Origin of the sequence: Micromonospora craterilacus, from assembly GCF_003236315.1 — a bacterium.
Lineage (GTDB): Bacteria > Actinomycetota > Actinomycetes > Mycobacteriales > Micromonosporaceae > Micromonospora > Micromonospora craterilacus.
On record NZ_POTY01000168.1, the window covers coordinates 1 to 16,140 of the forward strand.

Below are 16,140 nucleotides of genomic sequence, written 5' to 3' on the forward strand. Positions count from 1 at the left end.
CGCCCCGACCCTGGCCCTCGCGGCCCTGGCCGCCTCGACCCTGACCCTCGCGGCCCTGCCCGTCGCGGCCCTGGCCGCCCTGCCCGTCGCGTGCCTGGCTGCCTGGCCCGCCCCGGCCCGGCCGGTCGGCGCCACCACGGCCACCGCCCCGACCGGCACCCGGCTCCGCTTCGTCGTCCAGCCGCAGGGTCAGCGAGATGCGCTTCCGCGGCACGTCCACGTCCAGCACCTTGACCTTCACCACGTCGCCGGATTTCACCACCTCGCGGGGGTCCTTGACGAAGGTGCGGGACATCGCCGACACGTGCACCAGACCGTCCTGGTGCACGCCGACGTCGACGAAGGCGCCGAACGCGGCCACGTTGGTGACCACACCTTCCAGCACCATCCCGGGCGTCAGGTCGCTGATCTTCTCGACGCCCTCGACGAAGGTGGCCGTCTTGAACTCCGGCCGCGGGTCGCGGCCCGGCTTCTCCAACTCGGCGAGGATGTCGGTGACGGTGGGCAGGCCGAACGTGTCGTCCACGAATTCGGTCGCGCGCAGGCCGCGCAGGATCGCCGACCTGCCGATCAGGGCGCGTAGCTCCTGGCCGGTGCTGGCCAGGATCCGGCGCACCACCGGGTACGCCTCCGGGTGCACGCTGGAGGAGTCCAGCGGGTCGTCGCCGTCGGGGATCCGCAGGAAGCCGGCGCACTGCTCGAACGCCTTCGGCCCCAGCCGGGGCACCTTGCGCAGGTCGGCGCGGGTACGGAACGGACCGTTGGCGTCCCGGTGCAGCACGATGTTCTCGGCGAGACCGGCACCGATGCCGGAGACCCGGGTCAGCAGCGGCGCCGACGCCGTGTTCACGTCCACCCCGACGCCGTTGACGCAGTCCTCCACCACCGCGTCCAGCGACCGGGACAGCTTCACCTCGGACAGGTCGTGCTGGTACTGCCCGACGCCGATCGAGCGCGGGTCGATCTTGACCAGCTCGGCGAGCGGGTCCTGCAACCGGCGGGCGATGGAGACCGCCCCGCGCAGCGACACGTCCAGCCCGGGCAGCTCCTGCGCCGCGTACGCGGAGGCGGAGTAGACCGAGGCGCCCGCCTCGGACACCACCACCTTGGTCAGCTTCAGCTGCGGGAAACGCTTGATCAGGTCACCGGCGAGCTTGTCGGTCTCCCGGCTGGCCGTACCGTTGCCGATCGCCACCAGTTCGACCTGGTGCACCGCGGCCAGCCGGGCCAGGGTCTCGATCGAGGCGTCCCACTGGCGGCGCGGCTCGTGCGGGTAGATGGTGTCGGTGGCGACCACCTTGCCGGTGGCGTCCACCACGGCCACCTTCACCCCGGTACGCAGCCCCGGGTCCAGCCCCATGGTGGGCCGGGCACCGGCCGGTGCGGCCAGCAACAGGTCGCGCAGGTTGGTGGCGAAGACCCGGACGGCCTCCTCCTCGGCCGCCTGCCACAGCCGCATCCGCAGGTCCGCCCCGAGGTGGATCAGGATCCGGGTCCGCCACGCCCAGCGCACCGTGTCGCCCAGCCACTTGTCGGCGGGCCGCCCCTGGTCGGTGACGCCGAACCGGCCGGCGATCGCGGCCTCGTACCGGGTCGGCCCGGTGACGACCGCGTCGGCGTCGCCCTCGGCCTCCGGGTCCATGGTCAGGTCGAGCACGCCCTCCTTCTCGCCCCGGAGCATCGCCAGGATCCGGTGCGAGGGCAGCTTGGGGTACGGCTCGGCGAAGTCGAAGTAGTCGGCGAACTTCGCCCCGGCCGTCTCCTGCCCCTCGCGTACCCGGGCCACCAGCCGGCCCCGCGACCACATCTGCTCCCGCAGCGTGCCGATCAGATCGGCGTCCTCGGCGAACCGCTCGATCAGGATGGCCCGCGCCCCGTCCAGCGCGGCGGCGCCGTCGGCCACCCCCTTGTCGGCGTCGACGAAGCCGGCGGCGGCGGTCTTCGGGTCCTGCGTCGGGTCGCCCAGCAGCGCGTCGGCCAGCGGCTCCAGCCCGGCCTCGCGGGCGATCTGCGCCCGGGTCCGGCGCTTCGGCTTGTACGGCAGGTAGATGTCTTCCAGGCGGGACTTCGAGTCGGCCGCCATGATCTGTGCTTCCAGGGCCTCGTCCAACTTGCCCTGGGCGCGGATCGACTCCAGTACCGCCGCCCGCCGCTCGTCCAGCTCGCGCAGGTAGCGCAGGCGCTCCTCCAGGGTGCGCAGCTGGGTGTCGTCGAGCAGCCCGGTGGCCTCCTTGCGGTAGCGCGCGATGAACGGCACGGTGGCACCGCCGTCGAGCAGCTCCACGGCCGCGCGTACCTGGCGCTCGGCGACGCCGAGCTCCTCGGCGATGCGCTGATGAACAGAGAGGGTCACGATGTCGCTCCGCCTTCTGGTGTGGGTTCCGTCGTGCATTGTGCCGGGCTACCGTGGCGATCATGGAAGCACCTGCGGAGCCGCGCGCCCGACGGCTCTTCGGCGGCAGCGCCCGGGCCCTCGGCGATCTCGCGACCAGCCCGTTCCGGGCCGACCGGGACCGGATCGTCGGCTCGCCGTTCTTCACCCGGCTGGGCGGCGTCACCCAGGTGGTCAGCCCCGGCGGCTCCGGCCTGCTGGTGCACAACCGGCTCACCCACAGTCTCAAGGTCGCCCAGGTGGCCCGGGCGATCGCCGAGCGGCTCACCGCCGACGGGTGGCAGCGCGACCTGGTGGAGAAGCTGGGTGGCTGCGATCCGGACGTGGTGGAGGCGGCGGCACTCGCCCACGACCTCGGTCACCCGCCCTTCGGGCACCTGGGGGAGCGGGTGCTGGACCGGCTGGCCCGGCACCGGCTCGGGCTGACCGACGGGTTCGAGGGCAACGCCCAGTCGTACCGGATCGTCACCTCCACCGAGATCCGGGGCGCGGCGACCACCGGTCTCGACCTGACCGCGGCGGTGCGGGCGGCGATGTTGAAGTACCCGTGGACCCGGCTCGACCACCCCGACCCGCACCCGCGGCTGCTCGACCCGCCGCCGCGCGGGGCGGCCCCGCCGCCGGACGACCCGGACAGCGGTTCGGCGAAGTTCGGGGCGTACCGCACCGAGCTGGAGGACCTGCGGCAGGCCCGGGCGCCGTTCGTCGGGCGGATCGCCGACTGGCAGCAGACCGTCGAGGCGTCGGTGATGGACACCGCCGACGACATCGCGTACGCCATCCACGACGTGGAGGACTTCTACCGGGTCGGGGTGCTCCAGCAGGGCGCGGTGGCCGCCGAGCTGATGGCCTGGCAGCGCGAGGGCGCGAGCCTGCGGGCCATCACCGACGCGGCGTTGGCCACGTCGGCCCGCCGGCCCGGCTCGTCCATCGAGCGGCTGCGCCGCCAGCTGCATCGCAAGGACAGCTGGGTAGCCGCCGACGACGCGTTCGCCGCCGCGATCGAGCACGTCCGGGAGGAGCTGGTCGAGGGGCTGCTCGCCCAGCCGTTCGACGGCTCGATCGAGGCGGAGCAGTACGTGGCGCGTTTCTCCGCGCGGTGGACCACCCGGTTCGTCGACGCGATCACCGTCGTCGAGCAGCCCGCCGTACGCTCCGGGCACGTGCTGCTGGCCCCGGCCCAGTGGCACGAGGTGCAGGTGCTCAAGTTCGTCCACCACCGGTTCGTGCTGGCCCGTCCCGACCTGGCGTTGCATCAGCGGGGCCAGGCCCGGCTGCTCGGCACCCTGGTGGAGGCGCTGCTGGAGTGGCTGCTCGACCCGGAGGAGGAGTCCCGGCTGCCCCGGCGGCTGCACGACCTGGTGGAACTGGCCGAGGCGGAGCTGCACCCGCGTACCCCGGACCGGGTCGACAAGGCCCGCGGCCGGGCCATCGTGGACTTCGTGGCCCAGCTGACCGACGGGCAGGCGGTGGCGATGTTGGATTCGCTCTCCGGCCGCTCCGGGGCCCTCTGGACCGACGCCTTCGTGCTCTGAGGTGTTCAGGCGACCGCCTGCCACCAGCCGTCGACCGGCGGCGGGTCGTCGACCACCACCCGCTCGCCGGGGCGGGGCACGGCCAGCTGGACGTCGCGTGCCTTGGCCTCGGCCCACAGCCGGTTCACCGGCTCGGCCCAGTCGTGCAGGGCGAGGTTGAACGTCGCCCAGTGCACCGGTAGGAAGAGCCCGCCGCGCAGGTCCAGGTGGGCGGTGACGGCCTCCTCCGGGAACATGTGGATGCTCGGCCAGGCCCGGTCGTACGCGCCGATCTGCATCAGCGTCACGTCGAACGGCCCGTGTTCGGCGCCGATCTCGGCGTAGCCGCCGAAGTAGCCGGAGTCTCCGGTGTAGTAGACCTTGCGTTGGCGGCCGGCCACCACCCAGGAACTCCACAGGGTGCCGTTGCGGCGCAGCCCCCGCCCGGAGAAGTGCTGGGCGGCGGCGCAGGTGATCGCCAGGTCGTTCACCCGGTGGGTCTGCGACCAGTCCAGCTCGACGATCCGGTCCGCCGGGACTCCCCAGCGGTCGAGGTGGGCACCGACCCCGAGCGGCACCAGGAACGGTGCCGACTGTCGGGCGGTCAGCTCCTGCACGGTCGCCATGTCGAGGTGGTCGTAGTGGTCGTGGGAGATCAGAATCGCGTCGAGGTTGGGCAGTTCGTCGAGGCGTACCGGCGGCTCGTGCAGCCGGCGTGGGCCGACCGCGGCCGACGGCGAGCAGCGGTCGCTCCACACCGGGTCGAGCAGCACCCGCCGCCCCTCGATCTCGATCAGGGCGGAGGCGTGGCCGTACCAGACGACGTTCAGCTCGCGGGCCCGGTCGACGTCGATCGCGGCGGTGGGGCGGACCAGCGGCACCGGGGCGGTCGGCCGGCGTTTCTGCTTGCCGAAGATCAGCTCCCGGAGCAGGTTGCGGTCCGGGGCGGGGACCATCGTGTGGGTATCCGCCCGGTTGTGGAACACACCGTCGCGGAACTGCGGCGACCGGGCCGCCCGTTCGGCTCGCGTGCCGGTCAGCCGGCCGCCGAGGGCGGCCGGGATGTCCCAGGCCGCCCAGGCCAGGCCGGCCAGCCCGGCCAACGCGGCCAGGCCGACCGTCGCTCCGCTGATCCGCCGGCCGGTCGCCGGCCCCGTCGGCTCCTTCGGCGCCCGCATGGTCCCCCCTCTACTGCTCTCCGGGTCCACCGTAGCCGCCGACGGCAGGTTCAGCCGCCGTTGCTCGGGCGGTAGGGGTGACCGCGGTGGGCGGTGCCGCTGCCGCCGACACCGGCGGTCAGGTCCAGGATGCGCCGCCCCAGCCGGGCCCGTGCCTGCACGGCGGGGTGGGTGGCGCCGTAGTCGCCCGGGTCGGCCTGGCCGTCGGCGAACAGCGCGTACGTCACCAGCGGGGCACCGGCTGCGTCGAAGATCACTCCGGCCTCGTGTCGCGCGTCGGCGAACCAGCCGGCCTTGGTGGCGATCCGGGCCCGCTCGGCCGAGGACATGGTGCGGCGGATGCCGTCGGTGAACGCCACCGGAGAGCGCAGCAGCCGCAGCACGAACGCGGTCGAGGCCGGCGAGAGCAGCGTGCCGGCGACGAGCGCCCGGAGCAGGTCGTGCGTCTCGCGGGGCGTGCTGGTGCCCAGGAAGAACCGGTTCGGGTTGGCCACCGGCTGGACCTGCGTGTTGGGGAACCCCTTGGCCACCAGGATCTGGTTGAGCTCGGCGGCCGGGCAGACCAGCCCGCAGAGGCGTACGGCGGTGTCGTCGGAGACGGTCAGCAGGTTGGCCAGCGCGTGTCCCAGCGTGACCAGGCTGGGGTAGGCGCCGTCCAGGCTGAAGATCCCGTCGCCACCGGGCACCACGATCGCCGCGGTGACCTCCACCTGCTGGTCGAGCGTGAGCAGGCCGCGGTCGACCTTGTCCAGCACCGCGGCGGCCACGGCGATCTTGTTGACGCTGTACGCCTCGATCCGCCGGTCGGCCGACTCGCTCACCGCGACCAGCGGCTCCGTGGGGCCGGCGAGGCTGACGTACGCCTGCCAGTTTCCGCCGGCCCGGGTGCTCTCCCGGTGGTAGGCGGCCCCGATCCGCGCCGCGACCCGGTCGCCGCCGGAGCCGGCCCTGGTCTCCGGTTCGCGGCCCGGGTCAGCGGCGGCTGGCATGGCTCCACCCAACACCGTTCCGGCCGTGGCCACCGTGCCCAGGCCCAGCGCGGCCCTGCGGTTCATCCGAATGGTCATTGCTCTCTCCCGTCGGTCCCCGAGCGTGTCCTCCGGACACCCTAGGCCGATTGATCGACGTGCGTGATCCCGCTGATGTCGGTGTGCTGGTGAGGGTGGGGAAACGGCCCGGCCGCCGTGCCCGGGAGGGGCAGCGGCGGCCGGTTGTGGTCGTCTCGTGGCGGTCAGGTGCCGGGGGTGTCGCCCCGCTTGGTGGTCGCCGCCAGGTAGTCGCGGTTCAGCCGGCCGATGGTGGTCAGCGGGATGCCCTTCGGGCAGACCGCGGTGCACTCACCGGCGTTCGTGCAGCCGCCGAAGCCGGCCTCGTCGTGCGCGTCGACCATGCCGATCACCCGGGTGTACCGCTCCGGCTGGCCCTGCGGCATCAGCGACAGCTGGGTGACCTTGGCGGCGGTGAAGAGCATGCCGGAGCCGTTCGGGCAGGCCGCGACGCAGGCACCGCAGCCGATGCAGGCGGCCGACTCGAAGGCGGCGTCCGCGTTGGCCTTGGCCACCGGGACCGAGTGCGCCTCGGGGGCGCTGCCGGTGGGCGCGGTGATGTACCCACCGGCAGCGATGATCTTGTCGAAGGCGTTTCGGTTGACCACCAGGTCCTTGATGACCGGGAAGGCCCGGGCCCGCCACGGCTCGATGTCGATCGTGTCACCGTCGGAGAACTGCCGCATGTGCAGCTGGCAGGCGGTGGTGCCGCGCTGCGGCCCGTGCGCGTCGCCGTTGATCATCAGGCCGCACATGCCGCAGATGCCCTCGCGGCAGTCGTGGTCGAAGGCGACCGGCTCCTCGCCGGCGAGGATGAGTCGCTCGTTGAGCACGTCGAGCATCTCCAGGAACGACATGTCGGGGGAGACGTCGTCGACCTGGTACGTCACCATCCGACCCTTGTCCTGGGGGCCGGACTGGCGCCAGATGCGCAGGGTCAGGTTCACTTGTAGCTCCGCTGCGTGGGGTGGACGTATTCGAAGTTCAGGTCTTCCTTGTGCAGCACCGAGGGCTGCCCGGTCGCGGTGAACTCCCAGGCCGCGACGTACGCGAAGTGGTCGTCGTCGCGCTGGGCCTCGCCCTCGGGGGTCTGGTGCTCGGCCCGGAAGTGCCCGCCGCAGGACTCCTCGCGGTGCAGCGCGTCGATGCACATCAGCTCGGCCAGCTCGAAGAAGTCGGCCACCCGGCCGGCCTTCTCCAGCGACTGGTTGAGCCCCTCGCCGTCGCCCGGCACCCGCACCCGCTGCCAGAACTGTTCGCGCAGGGCGCGGATCTCGTCGATCGCCTTGCGCAGCCCGGCCTCGGAGCGCTCCATGCCGCAGTGCTCCCACATGATCTGGCCCAGCTCGCGGTGGAACGAGTCCACCGTCCGGTCGCCGTCGATGGCGAGCAGCCGCTGGATCCGGTCCTCCACGTCCCGGCGCGCCTCGACGGCCGCCGGGTGACTGGCGTCGACCTTCTCGAACGACCCGGCGGCCAGGTAGTTGGCGACCGTGTTGGGCAGCACGAAGTACCCGTCGGCCAGCCCCTGCATCAGCGCCGAGGCGCCGAGCCGGTTCGCGCCGTGGTCGGAGAAGTTCGCCTCGCCGATCACGAACAGGCCGGGGATGGTCGACTGGAGGTCGTAGTCGACCCAGAGGCCGCCCATCGTGTAGTGCACGGCGGGGTAGATCCGCATCGGGACCTCGTACGGGTCCTCGCCGGTGATCCGCTCGTACATCTCGAAGAGGTTGCCGTACTTGGCTTCGATGGCCTTGCGGCCGAGCCGGTTGATGGCGTCGGCGAAGTCGAGGTAGACGCCGAGCTTGGTCGGGCCCACGCCGTGGCCGGAGTCGCAGACGTTCTTCGCGGCCCGGGAGGCGATGTCCCGGGGCACCAGGTTGCCGAAGGAGGGGTAGATCCGCTCCAGGTAGTAGTCCCGCTCGTCCTCGGGGATGTCCCGCGGGTTGCGGTCGTCGTCCTTGGCCTTCGGCACCCACACCCGGCCGTCGTTGCGCAGCGACTCGCTCATCAGGGTCAGCTTCGACTGGTGGTCGCCGGAGACCGGGATGCAGGTCGGGTGGATCTGGGTGTAGCAGGGGTTGGCGAAGTACGCGCCCTTGCGGTGCGCCCGCCAGGTCGCGGTGACGTTGCAGCCCTTGGCGTTGGTGGAGAGGTAGAAGACGTTGCCGTAGCCGCCGGAGGCGAGCACGACGGCGTCGGCGAACTCCGTGGTGATCTCGCCGGTGACCATGTCCCGGACCACGATGCCCCGGGCCCTGCCGTCGACGATGATCAGCTCCAGCATCTCGTGCCGGGCGTTCATCTCCACGTTGCCGAGGCCGATCTGGCGTTCCAGCGCCTGGTACGCGCCGAGCAGCAGCTGCTGGCCGGTCTGGCCCCGGGCGTAGAAGGTGCGTTGCACCTGGGCGCCGCCGAACGAGCGGGTGTCGAGCAGGCCGCCGTACTCGCGGGCGAACGGTACGCCCTGGGCGACGCACTGGTCGATGATGTTGACCGAGACCTCGGCCAGCCGGTGCACGTTCGACTCCCGCGACCGGAAGTCACCGCCCTTGACGGTGTCGTAGAAGAGCCGGTGCACCGAGTCGCCGTCGTTGCGGTAGTTCTTGGCCGCGTTGATGCCGCCCTGCGCGGCGATCGAGTGGGCCCGGCGCGGGCTGTCCTGGTAGCAGTACGACTTGACCCGGTAGCCCTGCTCGGCGAGCGTGGCCGCGGCGGATCCGCCGGCCAGGCCGGTGCCGACCACGATCACGGTCATCTTGCGGCGGTTGGCCGGGTTGACCAGCTTGGCCTCGAAGCGGCGGCGTTCCCAGCGGGTCTCGATCGGGCCGTCGGGTGCCCGGGTGTCGGCGATCGGGTCGCCCTCGGTGAAGTGATCCATGGTCAGGACACCAATCCGGTGAGTACGGCGAACGGGACCAGGAGGTAGCCGGCGCAGAGCGCGACGGCGAAGACCAGCGCCACCGCCCGGGCCCGCTGCTCGCCGCGCGGAGTCTGCTGGCCGAGGCTGCGCAGCGCGCTGAACACGCCGTGCCGCAGGTGGAAGCCGAGGGCGACGATCGCCAAGGTGTAGAAGAGCGTGACGTACCAGCGCGCCGGGGCGAAGTCGGCGACCACGTTGGCGTACGGCCGGGACGGGTCGCCGATCGGGTTCAGCGTGCCGGTGGTCAGGTCGAGGATGTGGTAGACCACGAAGAGCAGGATGATCACTCCGCCCCAGCGCATGGTGCGGGCGGCGTAGCTGCCGCGGACCTTCTTGCGGTGGGCGTAGCGCACCGGGCGGGCGGCGCGGGCCCGCAGGGCGAGCACCGTGGCGGCCCCGATGTGCAGGAGCACCGCCGCCAGCAGTCCGACCCGCTGGATCCACAGGAACCCGGCGCTGGGCAGCAGTGGGGCGCCGAGCTCGCGCAGCCATTCGGCGTAGTGGTTGAACGACATCGCGCCCGTGAAGACCTTCAGGTTGCCGAGCATGTGTGCGATGAGGAACAGCACCAGGAGGATGCCCGTCACCGCCATGACGGCCTTGAGGCCGACATTGGATCGGATGGGCGACCGCGTTCTCGTCGTGACTACCACGCAGCCGACGCTAGGAGTAGTTTGATCAGTCGTCCAATGCATCGACACCGCAGTCTTGATAGCCATAAGCTATGAAGATGCAGCTCCATCAGCTGAGGTACTTCGTCGCAGTGGCCGAAGTACGACATTTCACCCAGGCGGCCGACCTCGTCGGCATCACCCAGCCCTCGTTGAGTAAGCAAATTCACGCCCTGGAGGACACCCTGGGTGCCCCGCTGTTCGAGCGGGTAAGAGGCAACATCACCCTCACCGCGGCCGGCGAGGTGCTGCTTCCCCTGGCCAAGCGGATCCTCGCCGACATCGACACCGCGACCCGGGAGGTGCAGGAACTGGTCGGCCTGCGGCGCGGCCGGGTCCGCCTCGGTGCCACGCCGAGCCTCGCCACCTCCCTCGCGCCGCCGGTGCTGCGCCGGTTCCGCGACGCCCACCCCACCGTCGACCTGCGGGTGGAGGAGGGCGGCTCCCAGGACCTGGTCCGCGACCTGCTCCGCGGCGACCTGGACCTGGCGCTGATCATCATGCCCGCCCAGGGCACCGACCCCGGGCTGCGCGCCGACCCGATCCTCACCGAGAGCCTGGTGGTCGCCTCGGTCGACCCGCTGCCGACCACCTCGCCCACCGGCGACCTGCGCGTCGCCGACCTGCGCGACCAGCCGCTGGTGATGTTCCGCGAGGGCTACGACCTGCGCGACGCCACGCTCCAGGCGTGCCGGGACGCCGGCTTCGAACCGACCCTGTCGGTCGACGGCGGGGAAATGGACGCGGTGCTCAGCTTCGTCGAGGCCGGGCTGGGCGTCGCCCTGGTCCCCGGCATCGTGGTGGCCCGCCGGCCCGGGATCCGGGTCACCCGGCTGGTCCCGCCCGGCGTGCGGCGCACCATCGCGGTGGCCCGCCGCCGCGACGTGGTGCCCACCCACGCGGGCCGCGAACTACGCCGCATCCTCCTCGACTACGTGCACACCGCCACCGCCGCCGACGAACTCCCGCCCGGCGTGGAACCGCTCACCTGACAACCGTCCACGTACAGAGCACGCAGGAAGAAGGTCGCGGCAGCCGGGCTGGCTAGGCTGCCGGCATGGCAGCCCCCGGTCACGCCGTCGTCGTCGGTGCCAGCCTGGGGGGCCTGCTCGCGGCCCGCGCGCTGGTGGGCACGTTCGCCGAGATCACCCTGCTGGACCGGGACTCGCTGCCGGCCGAACCGGCACACCGGCGCGGCGTGCCGCAGGGCCGCCAGGTGCACGTCCTGCTCGCCCGGGGACGGCAGGTGCTGGAGGAACTGTTCCCCGGGCTGGGTGCCGACCTGTACCGCCGGGGGGCCACTCCGGTCGATCTGCACGGTCAGGTGCACTGGTACAACGACGGTCACCGGATGCGCCCGGCCCGTTCCGACCTCACCGGCTTCGGCATGAGCCGTCCGCTGCTCGAACAGGCCGTTCGGGAACGGGTGGCCGCCCTGCCCGGGGTACGCATCGTGCCGGAGTGCGAAGTCACCGGGCTGACCGCGACGCCCGACCGCCGCCGGGTCACCGGTGTGCGGCTCGCCCCGACCACCGGCCTCGGGGACAGCCTGGCCGCCGATCTCGTGATCGACGCCGGCGGCCGGGGCAGCCGCAGCCCGATCTGGCTCGCCGAACTCGGCTACCCGACGGCCGAGCAGGAGCGGGTGGAGGTCGGGGTCACCTACGTGACCCGCCGCTACCGCCGGGAGGCCGGCCAACTGGACGGAATGCTCGGCGTACTCGCCAACGCGATGCCCGGCCGCCCGCGGTACGGCGTGGTGGCACCACAGGAGGGTGACCGGTTCGCGGTCACCATGGCCGGGATCCTGGGCGAGGAACCGCCGGTGGACGACGACGGCTTCGCCCGGTACGCGGCCTCGTTGACCGCGCCACAGGTCGGCGAGCTGGTCCGCGACGGGAAGCCGCTGGACGAGCCGGTGCGGATGCGTTTTCCGGCGAGCGTCCGGCGTCGGTACGAGAGGCTGGCCCGGTTCCCGGCCGGCTATCTGGTCTTCGCCGACGCGCTGTGCAGCCTCAATCCGGTCTACGGACAGGGCATCACGGTCGCCGCCGGGCAGGCGCTGCTACTGCGCCGCCTCCTCGCCCGCGACCATGACCGGCTGGCCCGACGGTTCTTCCGGCGGGCGGCCCGCATGATCGACGCCCCGTGGTCCATAGCTGTCGGCGCGGACCTCCGCTTTCCCGGCGTGCGCGGCCGGCGCACCCTGATGGTCCGCTTCGTCAACGCCTACCTGGCCCGGCTGCACGCCGCCGCCGCGGACGACGCCGTGCTCGGGGCCGCGTTCCTGCGGGTCCTCAACCTGATCGACCCGCCGGCCCGGTTGCTCGGCCCGGACGTGGCGCTCCGGGTTCTCGTCGGTGGGCGTCAGCGCCCCTCGGCGTCGTCCATCGCTCGGTAGATCCGCTGCTCGGAGACCGGGTACGGAGTGCCCAACGCCTGGGCGAAGACGTTCACCCGCAACTCCTCGATCATCCAGCGGATCTGCCGCACCGGCGCGGAGTTCCGGCGAGCCGGCGGCAGCGCCGCGACCATCTCGTCGTACTCCCGCTGGACCACCGCGACGCGGTCCTGCTGTTGCTTGTCCCGCGGCGGGTTGCCGGGCAGCCGGTCCAGCCGCCGCTCGATCGCGGTCAGGTAGCGCAGCAGGTCGGGCAGGCGGGCGTACCCGGCCTCGGTGATGAAACCGGCGTGCACCAGCCCGGTGAGCTGGGCGCGGATGTCGGCCAGGGCGGCCACCACGGCCAGGTTCCTGGTCGCGCCGAGCCGCTGCTGCACCGCGTACGCGGCGGTGAGCACCGCCCGGACCCGGTCCATCACCTCCACCACGGTGTCCACCAGCCCGGCCCGGACCTTGTCCCGCAGTGCGGCGAAACCCTCGGCGTCCCAGACCGGGCCGCCGGCATCGGCGACCAGCTTGTCGATCGCCGCCCCGGCCGCGTCCTCGATCAGGGCCTGCACCCCGCCGTGCGGGTTGCGGGACAGCGCCAGCTTCGCCTCGTTGGAGAGCCGCCCCTGGAGGAACTTCGCCGGCGACGGCACGGTCAGCCGCAGCAGCCGACGGGTGCCCGCCCAGTGCGCGGCCTCCTGCTCGGCAGGGGAGTCGAACACCCGCACGCCGGCCGTGCTGCCCTCGTCCACCAGCGCCGGGTACGCGGTCACCGCGTACCCGGCCCGCACCTGCTCGATGGTGCGCGGCAGGGTGCCGATCTCCCACCCGGTCAGCCCGGTGCGGGCCACGTCCGGCGCGGCGGCGGCCACCACCTGGCGTACCTCGGCCTTGAGCTGGCGTTGCAGGGCCGGCAGGTCCTTGCCCTCGGCGACCGGCTTGTCGTCCTCGCCGAGCACCCGGAAGGTGACCCGCAGGTGCGGCGGCAGCTTGGCGACGTCCCAGGCGTCCCGGGGCACGGTCACCCCGGTCATCCGGCGCAGCTGCCGGGTCAGCGCGTCCAGCAGCGGCTCCTCGCCGGGAGTGATCGCGGCCAGCGCGGCGCGGGCGTAGTCCGGCACCGGGACGAAGTTTCGCCGCACCGGCTTCGGCAGCGAACGGATCAACGCGATGACCAGTTCCTCGCGCAGCCCGGGCACCTGCCAGTCGAAGCTCTCCGCCGGCACCTGGTTGAGCAGCGGCAGCGGGATGTCCACCGTGACCCCGTCGGTCGGGGTACCCGGCTCGAACGTGTAGGTCAGCGGCAGGTGGACCCCGTCGGCGCTCCACTGGTCGGGGTAGTCGGTCTCCGCCACCCCGCCCCGGCCCGCGTTGACCAGCAGCTCCCGGGTGAAGGTGAGCAGCTCCGGCGACTCCCGCCGGGTCTGCTTCCACCAGCTGTCGAAGTGCCGCCCGGACACCACCTCGGCGGGGATCCGCTCGTCGTAGAACTGGAAGATCGTCTCGTCGTCGACCAGGATGTCCCGCCGCCGGGCCCGGTTCTCCAGCTCCTCCACGTCGGTCAGCAACCGCTGGTTGTCCCGCCAGAACTGGTGGTGGGTGGACCAGTCACCCTCGACCAGGGCATGCCGGATGAACAACTCCCGGCTCAGCGCCGGGTCGATCCGGCCGAAGTTCACCTTGCGGGAGGTCACCAGCGGCACGCCGTAGAGGGTGACCTTCTCGTACGCCATCACCGCCGCCTGCTTCTTCTCCCAGTGCGGCTCGCTGTAGCTGCGCTTGACCAGGTGCTGGGCGAGCGGTTCGACCCACTCCGGTTCGATCCGGCCGTTCACCCGACCCCAGAGCCGGGCGGTCTCCACCAGCTCGGCGGCCATCACCCAGCGGGGTGGCTTGCGGAACAGCGCCGAGCCGGGGAACAGCCCAAACTTCGCCCCGCGCGCACCCAGGTACTCGTGTTTCTGGGCGTCCTTGAGGCCGATGTGGGACAGCAGGCCGGGCAGCAGCGACTGGTGCACCCGGGGGGTGTCGATCTCCTCCGGCAGATCCGCACCGCCGCGGCGGCCGCCGTCAGGGGCACGCAGCACCTGGCGTACCTGGCTGACGATGTCCTGCCACTCGCGGACCCGCAGGTAGTTGAGGTACTCGGCCTTGCACATCCGGCGGAACGCGCTGGAGGACAGGTCCCGCTGCTGCTCACGCAGGTGGCGCCAGAGATTGAGGTACGCGACGAAGTCGGACTCCTTGTCGGCGAACCGGGCGTGCGCCTGGTCGGCCTGGGCCTGCTTGTCGGCCGGTCGTTCCCGCGGATCCTGGATCGACAGCGCGGCGGCGATCACGATCACCTCGGTCGCACAGCCGTTGCCCTCGCCCTCCAGCACCATCCTGGCCAGGCGCGGGTCGACCGGGAGCTGGGCCAGCCGCCGACCCAGCGGGGTCAGCCGGCGGGCCAGGTCGGTCTCGGCCGGGTCGAGCGCGCCCAGCTCGTGCAGCAGGTTGACGCCGTCGGTGATGTTGCGGCGGTCCGGCGGGTCGATGAACGGGAAGGCGGTGATGTCACCCAGGCCGATGGCGGTCATCTGCAGGATGACCGAGGCAAGGTTGGTACGCAGGATCTCCGGGTCGGTGTACTCGGGGCGGGAGAGAAAGTCCTGCTCGTCGTAGAGCCGGATGCAGATGCCGTCCGAGGTACGCCCGCAGCGGCCCTTGCGCTGGTTGGCACTCGCCTGGGAGACCGGCTCGATGGGTAGCCGCTGCACCTTCAGCCGCTGCGAGTAGCGCGAGATCCGGGCGCTGCCCGGGTCCACCACGTACTTGATCCCGGGGACGGTCAGCGAGGTCTCCGCGACGTTGGTGGCCAGCACCACCCGCCGCCCGCCGTGCGGGGCGAAGACCCGGTGCTGCTCGGCGATGCTCAGCCGGGCGTACAGCGGCAGGATCTCGGTGTTGCGCAGCGCGGGCCGGTTGCCGACCAGCTTGCCCAGCGCGTCGGCGGTGTCCCGGATCTCCCGCTCGCCGCTGAGGAACACCAGGATGTCGCCGGGCCCCTCGGCGGCCAACTCCTCGACCGCGTCGCCGATGGCCGAGATCTGGTCGCGGACGTTCTCCTCGTCGGTGTCGGCGTCCTCGGTGACCTCGATTAGCGGCCGGTAGCGCACCTCGACCGGGTAGGTCCGGCCGGAGACCTCGACCACCGGCGCGGGCGCACCCTCGGGATGCTCGGCGGTCGGCGGGCCGGCGAAGTGCCGGGCGAACCGGTCGGTCTCGATGGTCGCCGAGGTGATGATCACCTTCAGGTCGGGGCGGCGGGGCAGCAGCTGCTTGAGGTAGCCCAGAATGAAGTCGATGTTGAGGCTGCGCTCGTGCGCCTCGTCAATGATCAACGTGTCGTACTGGCGGAGCATCCGGTCGGTCTGCAACTCGGCCAGCAGGATGCCGTCGGTCATTAGCTTGACCAGGCTTTTCTCGCTGACCTGGTCGGTGAAGCGCACCTTGTAGCCGACCACGTCGCCCAGCTCGGTGCCCAACTCCTCGGCGATCCGGTCGGCGACCGTACGGGCGGCCAGCCGGCGGGGCTGGGTGTGGCCGATCAGCCCGTGCACCCCGCGCCCCAGCTCCAGGCAGATCTTCGGCAACTGGGTGGTCTTGCCCGAGCCCGTCTCACCGGCCACGATCACCACCTGGTGGTCGCGGATCGCCGCGGCGATGTCGTCCTTGCGCTCGCTCACCGGCAGCACGGCCGGGTAGGTGATCGCCGGCACCCCGGCCCGGCGCTGCTCCAGCCGGGCCTCCGCCTGGGCCACCTCGGCGGCGATCTCGGTCAGCGCCGCCTCCCGCCGCTGCGGGTCACGTAACCGGCGCAGCCCGTCGAGCCGACGCCGCAGCTGGCGCTGGTCGCGGAACATCAGCGGGGAGAGGCGGCGCTGCAACTCGCGCAGGGATTCGGTCGCGGCGGGTGTGGCTGGATTCTGCATGTCGTGGCCAAGGATAGGCAGCCCGCTGTCGGCGCGCCTCCGGGTTACCCACC

Annotated in this window: 10 protein-coding genes; 3 read left to right on the forward strand and 7 right to left on the reverse strand. The window is 72.1% G+C overall.

The features are described 5' to 3' along the window. Window positions 1-2,353, reverse strand: a 2,353-nt coding sequence (locus tag C1I95_RS23095) for a Tex family protein (protein ID WP_111216569.1), incomplete at its 3' end; no start/stop codon positions are given. 62 nt (window positions 2,354-2,415) lie between these two features. On the opposite strand from C1I95_RS23095, the gene C1I95_RS23100 reads away from it, so the two are divergent. After that, the gene (locus tag C1I95_RS23100; RefSeq protein WP_111216585.1) at window positions 2,416-3,927 is read left to right on the forward strand and encodes a deoxyguanosinetriphosphate triphosphohydrolase family protein; all 1,512 of its coding nucleotides are present in this window, start codon (window positions 2,416-2,418) and stop codon (window positions 3,925-3,927) included. 5 nt (window positions 3,928-3,932) lie between these two features. Here C1I95_RS23100 and C1I95_RS23105 read toward each other — a convergent pair whose 3' ends face one another. The 5 genes from C1I95_RS23105 to C1I95_RS23125 form a co-directional block, all read right to left on the reverse strand. After that, a complete protein-coding gene (locus tag C1I95_RS23105; protein WP_111216571.1) occupies window positions 3,933-5,084 on the reverse strand; it encodes an MBL fold metallo-hydrolase in 1,152 nt (383 codons plus the stop codon). Between the two features lie 50 nt (window positions 5,085-5,134). Then, window positions 5,135-6,151: a serine hydrolase gene (locus tag C1I95_RS23110; protein WP_111216573.1), complete on the reverse strand. Its 1,017-nt coding sequence runs from the start codon at window positions 6,149-6,151 to the stop codon at window positions 5,135-5,137. Between the two features lie 164 nt (window positions 6,152-6,315). After that, window positions 6,316-7,077, reverse strand: a complete 762-nt coding sequence (locus tag C1I95_RS23115; protein WP_111216575.1) for a succinate dehydrogenase/fumarate reductase iron-sulfur subunit — start codon at window positions 7,075-7,077, stop codon at window positions 6,316-6,318. Continuing rightward, window positions 7,074-9,011 carry a fumarate reductase/succinate dehydrogenase flavoprotein subunit gene (locus C1I95_RS23120; protein WP_111216577.1) on the reverse strand — a complete coding sequence of 646 codons (1,938 nt, stop codon included), beginning with the start codon at window positions 9,009-9,011 and terminating at the stop codon, window positions 7,074-7,076. The genes C1I95_RS23115 and C1I95_RS23120 overlap by 4 nt, the downstream gene beginning before the upstream one ends. A 2-nt stretch (window positions 9,012-9,013) precedes the next feature. Beyond that, window positions 9,014-9,706 carry a succinate dehydrogenase cytochrome b subunit gene (locus tag C1I95_RS23125; protein ID WP_267900708.1) on the reverse strand — a complete coding sequence of 231 codons (693 nt, stop codon included), beginning with the start codon at window positions 9,704-9,706 and terminating at the stop codon, window positions 9,014-9,016. A gap of 71 nt (window positions 9,707-9,777) precedes the next feature. Between C1I95_RS23125 and C1I95_RS23130 the strand changes: the two genes are divergently transcribed. Further along, on the forward strand, window positions 9,778-10,716 hold the full coding sequence (locus tag C1I95_RS23130; protein ID WP_111216579.1) for a LysR family transcriptional regulator: 939 nt from the start codon (window positions 9,778-9,780) through the stop codon (window positions 10,714-10,716). Window positions 10,717-10,781: 65 nt separating this feature from the next. Then, window positions 10,782-12,125: an FAD-dependent oxidoreductase gene (locus C1I95_RS23135; RefSeq protein WP_111216581.1), complete on the forward strand. Its 1,344-nt coding sequence runs from the start codon at window positions 10,782-10,784 to the stop codon at window positions 12,123-12,125. On the opposite strand, the gene hrpA is transcribed toward C1I95_RS23135, so the two are convergent. Beyond that, the gene (hrpA, locus tag C1I95_RS23140) at window positions 12,092-16,087 is read right to left on the reverse strand and encodes an ATP-dependent RNA helicase HrpA (RefSeq protein ID WP_111216583.1); all 3,996 of its coding nucleotides are present in this window, start codon (window positions 16,085-16,087) and stop codon (window positions 12,092-12,094) included. The two genes, C1I95_RS23135 and hrpA, sit on opposite strands and share 34 nt — an antisense overlap. Window positions 16,088-16,140: the final 53 nt, after the last annotated feature.

Excerpts from the sequence above, each read along its gene's own strand:
- C1I95_RS23100 (WP_111216585.1), top strand. The coding sequence starts at position 2,416 with ATGGAAGCACCTGCGGAGCCGCGCGCCCGACGGCTCTTCGGCGGCAGC.
- C1I95_RS23105 (WP_111216571.1), bottom strand. The coding sequence starts at position 5,084 with ATGCGGGCGCCGAAGGAGCCGACGGGGCCGGCGACCGGCCGGCGGATC.
- C1I95_RS23110 (WP_111216573.1), bottom strand. The coding sequence starts at position 6,151 with ATGACCATTCGGATGAACCGCAGGGCCGCGCTGGGCCTGGGCACGGTG.
- C1I95_RS23120 (WP_111216577.1), bottom strand. The coding sequence starts at position 9,011 with ATGGATCACTTCACCGAGGGCGACCCGATCGCCGACACCCGGGCACCC.
- C1I95_RS23130 (WP_111216579.1), top strand. The coding sequence starts at position 9,778 with ATGAAGATGCAGCTCCATCAGCTGAGGTACTTCGTCGCAGTGGCCGAA.
- C1I95_RS23135 (WP_111216581.1), top strand. The coding sequence starts at position 10,782 with ATGGCAGCCCCCGGTCACGCCGTCGTCGTCGGTGCCAGCCTGGGGGGC.
- hrpA (WP_111216583.1), bottom strand. The coding sequence starts at position 16,087 with ATGCAGAATCCAGCCACACCCGCCGCGACCGAATCCCTGCGCGAGTTG.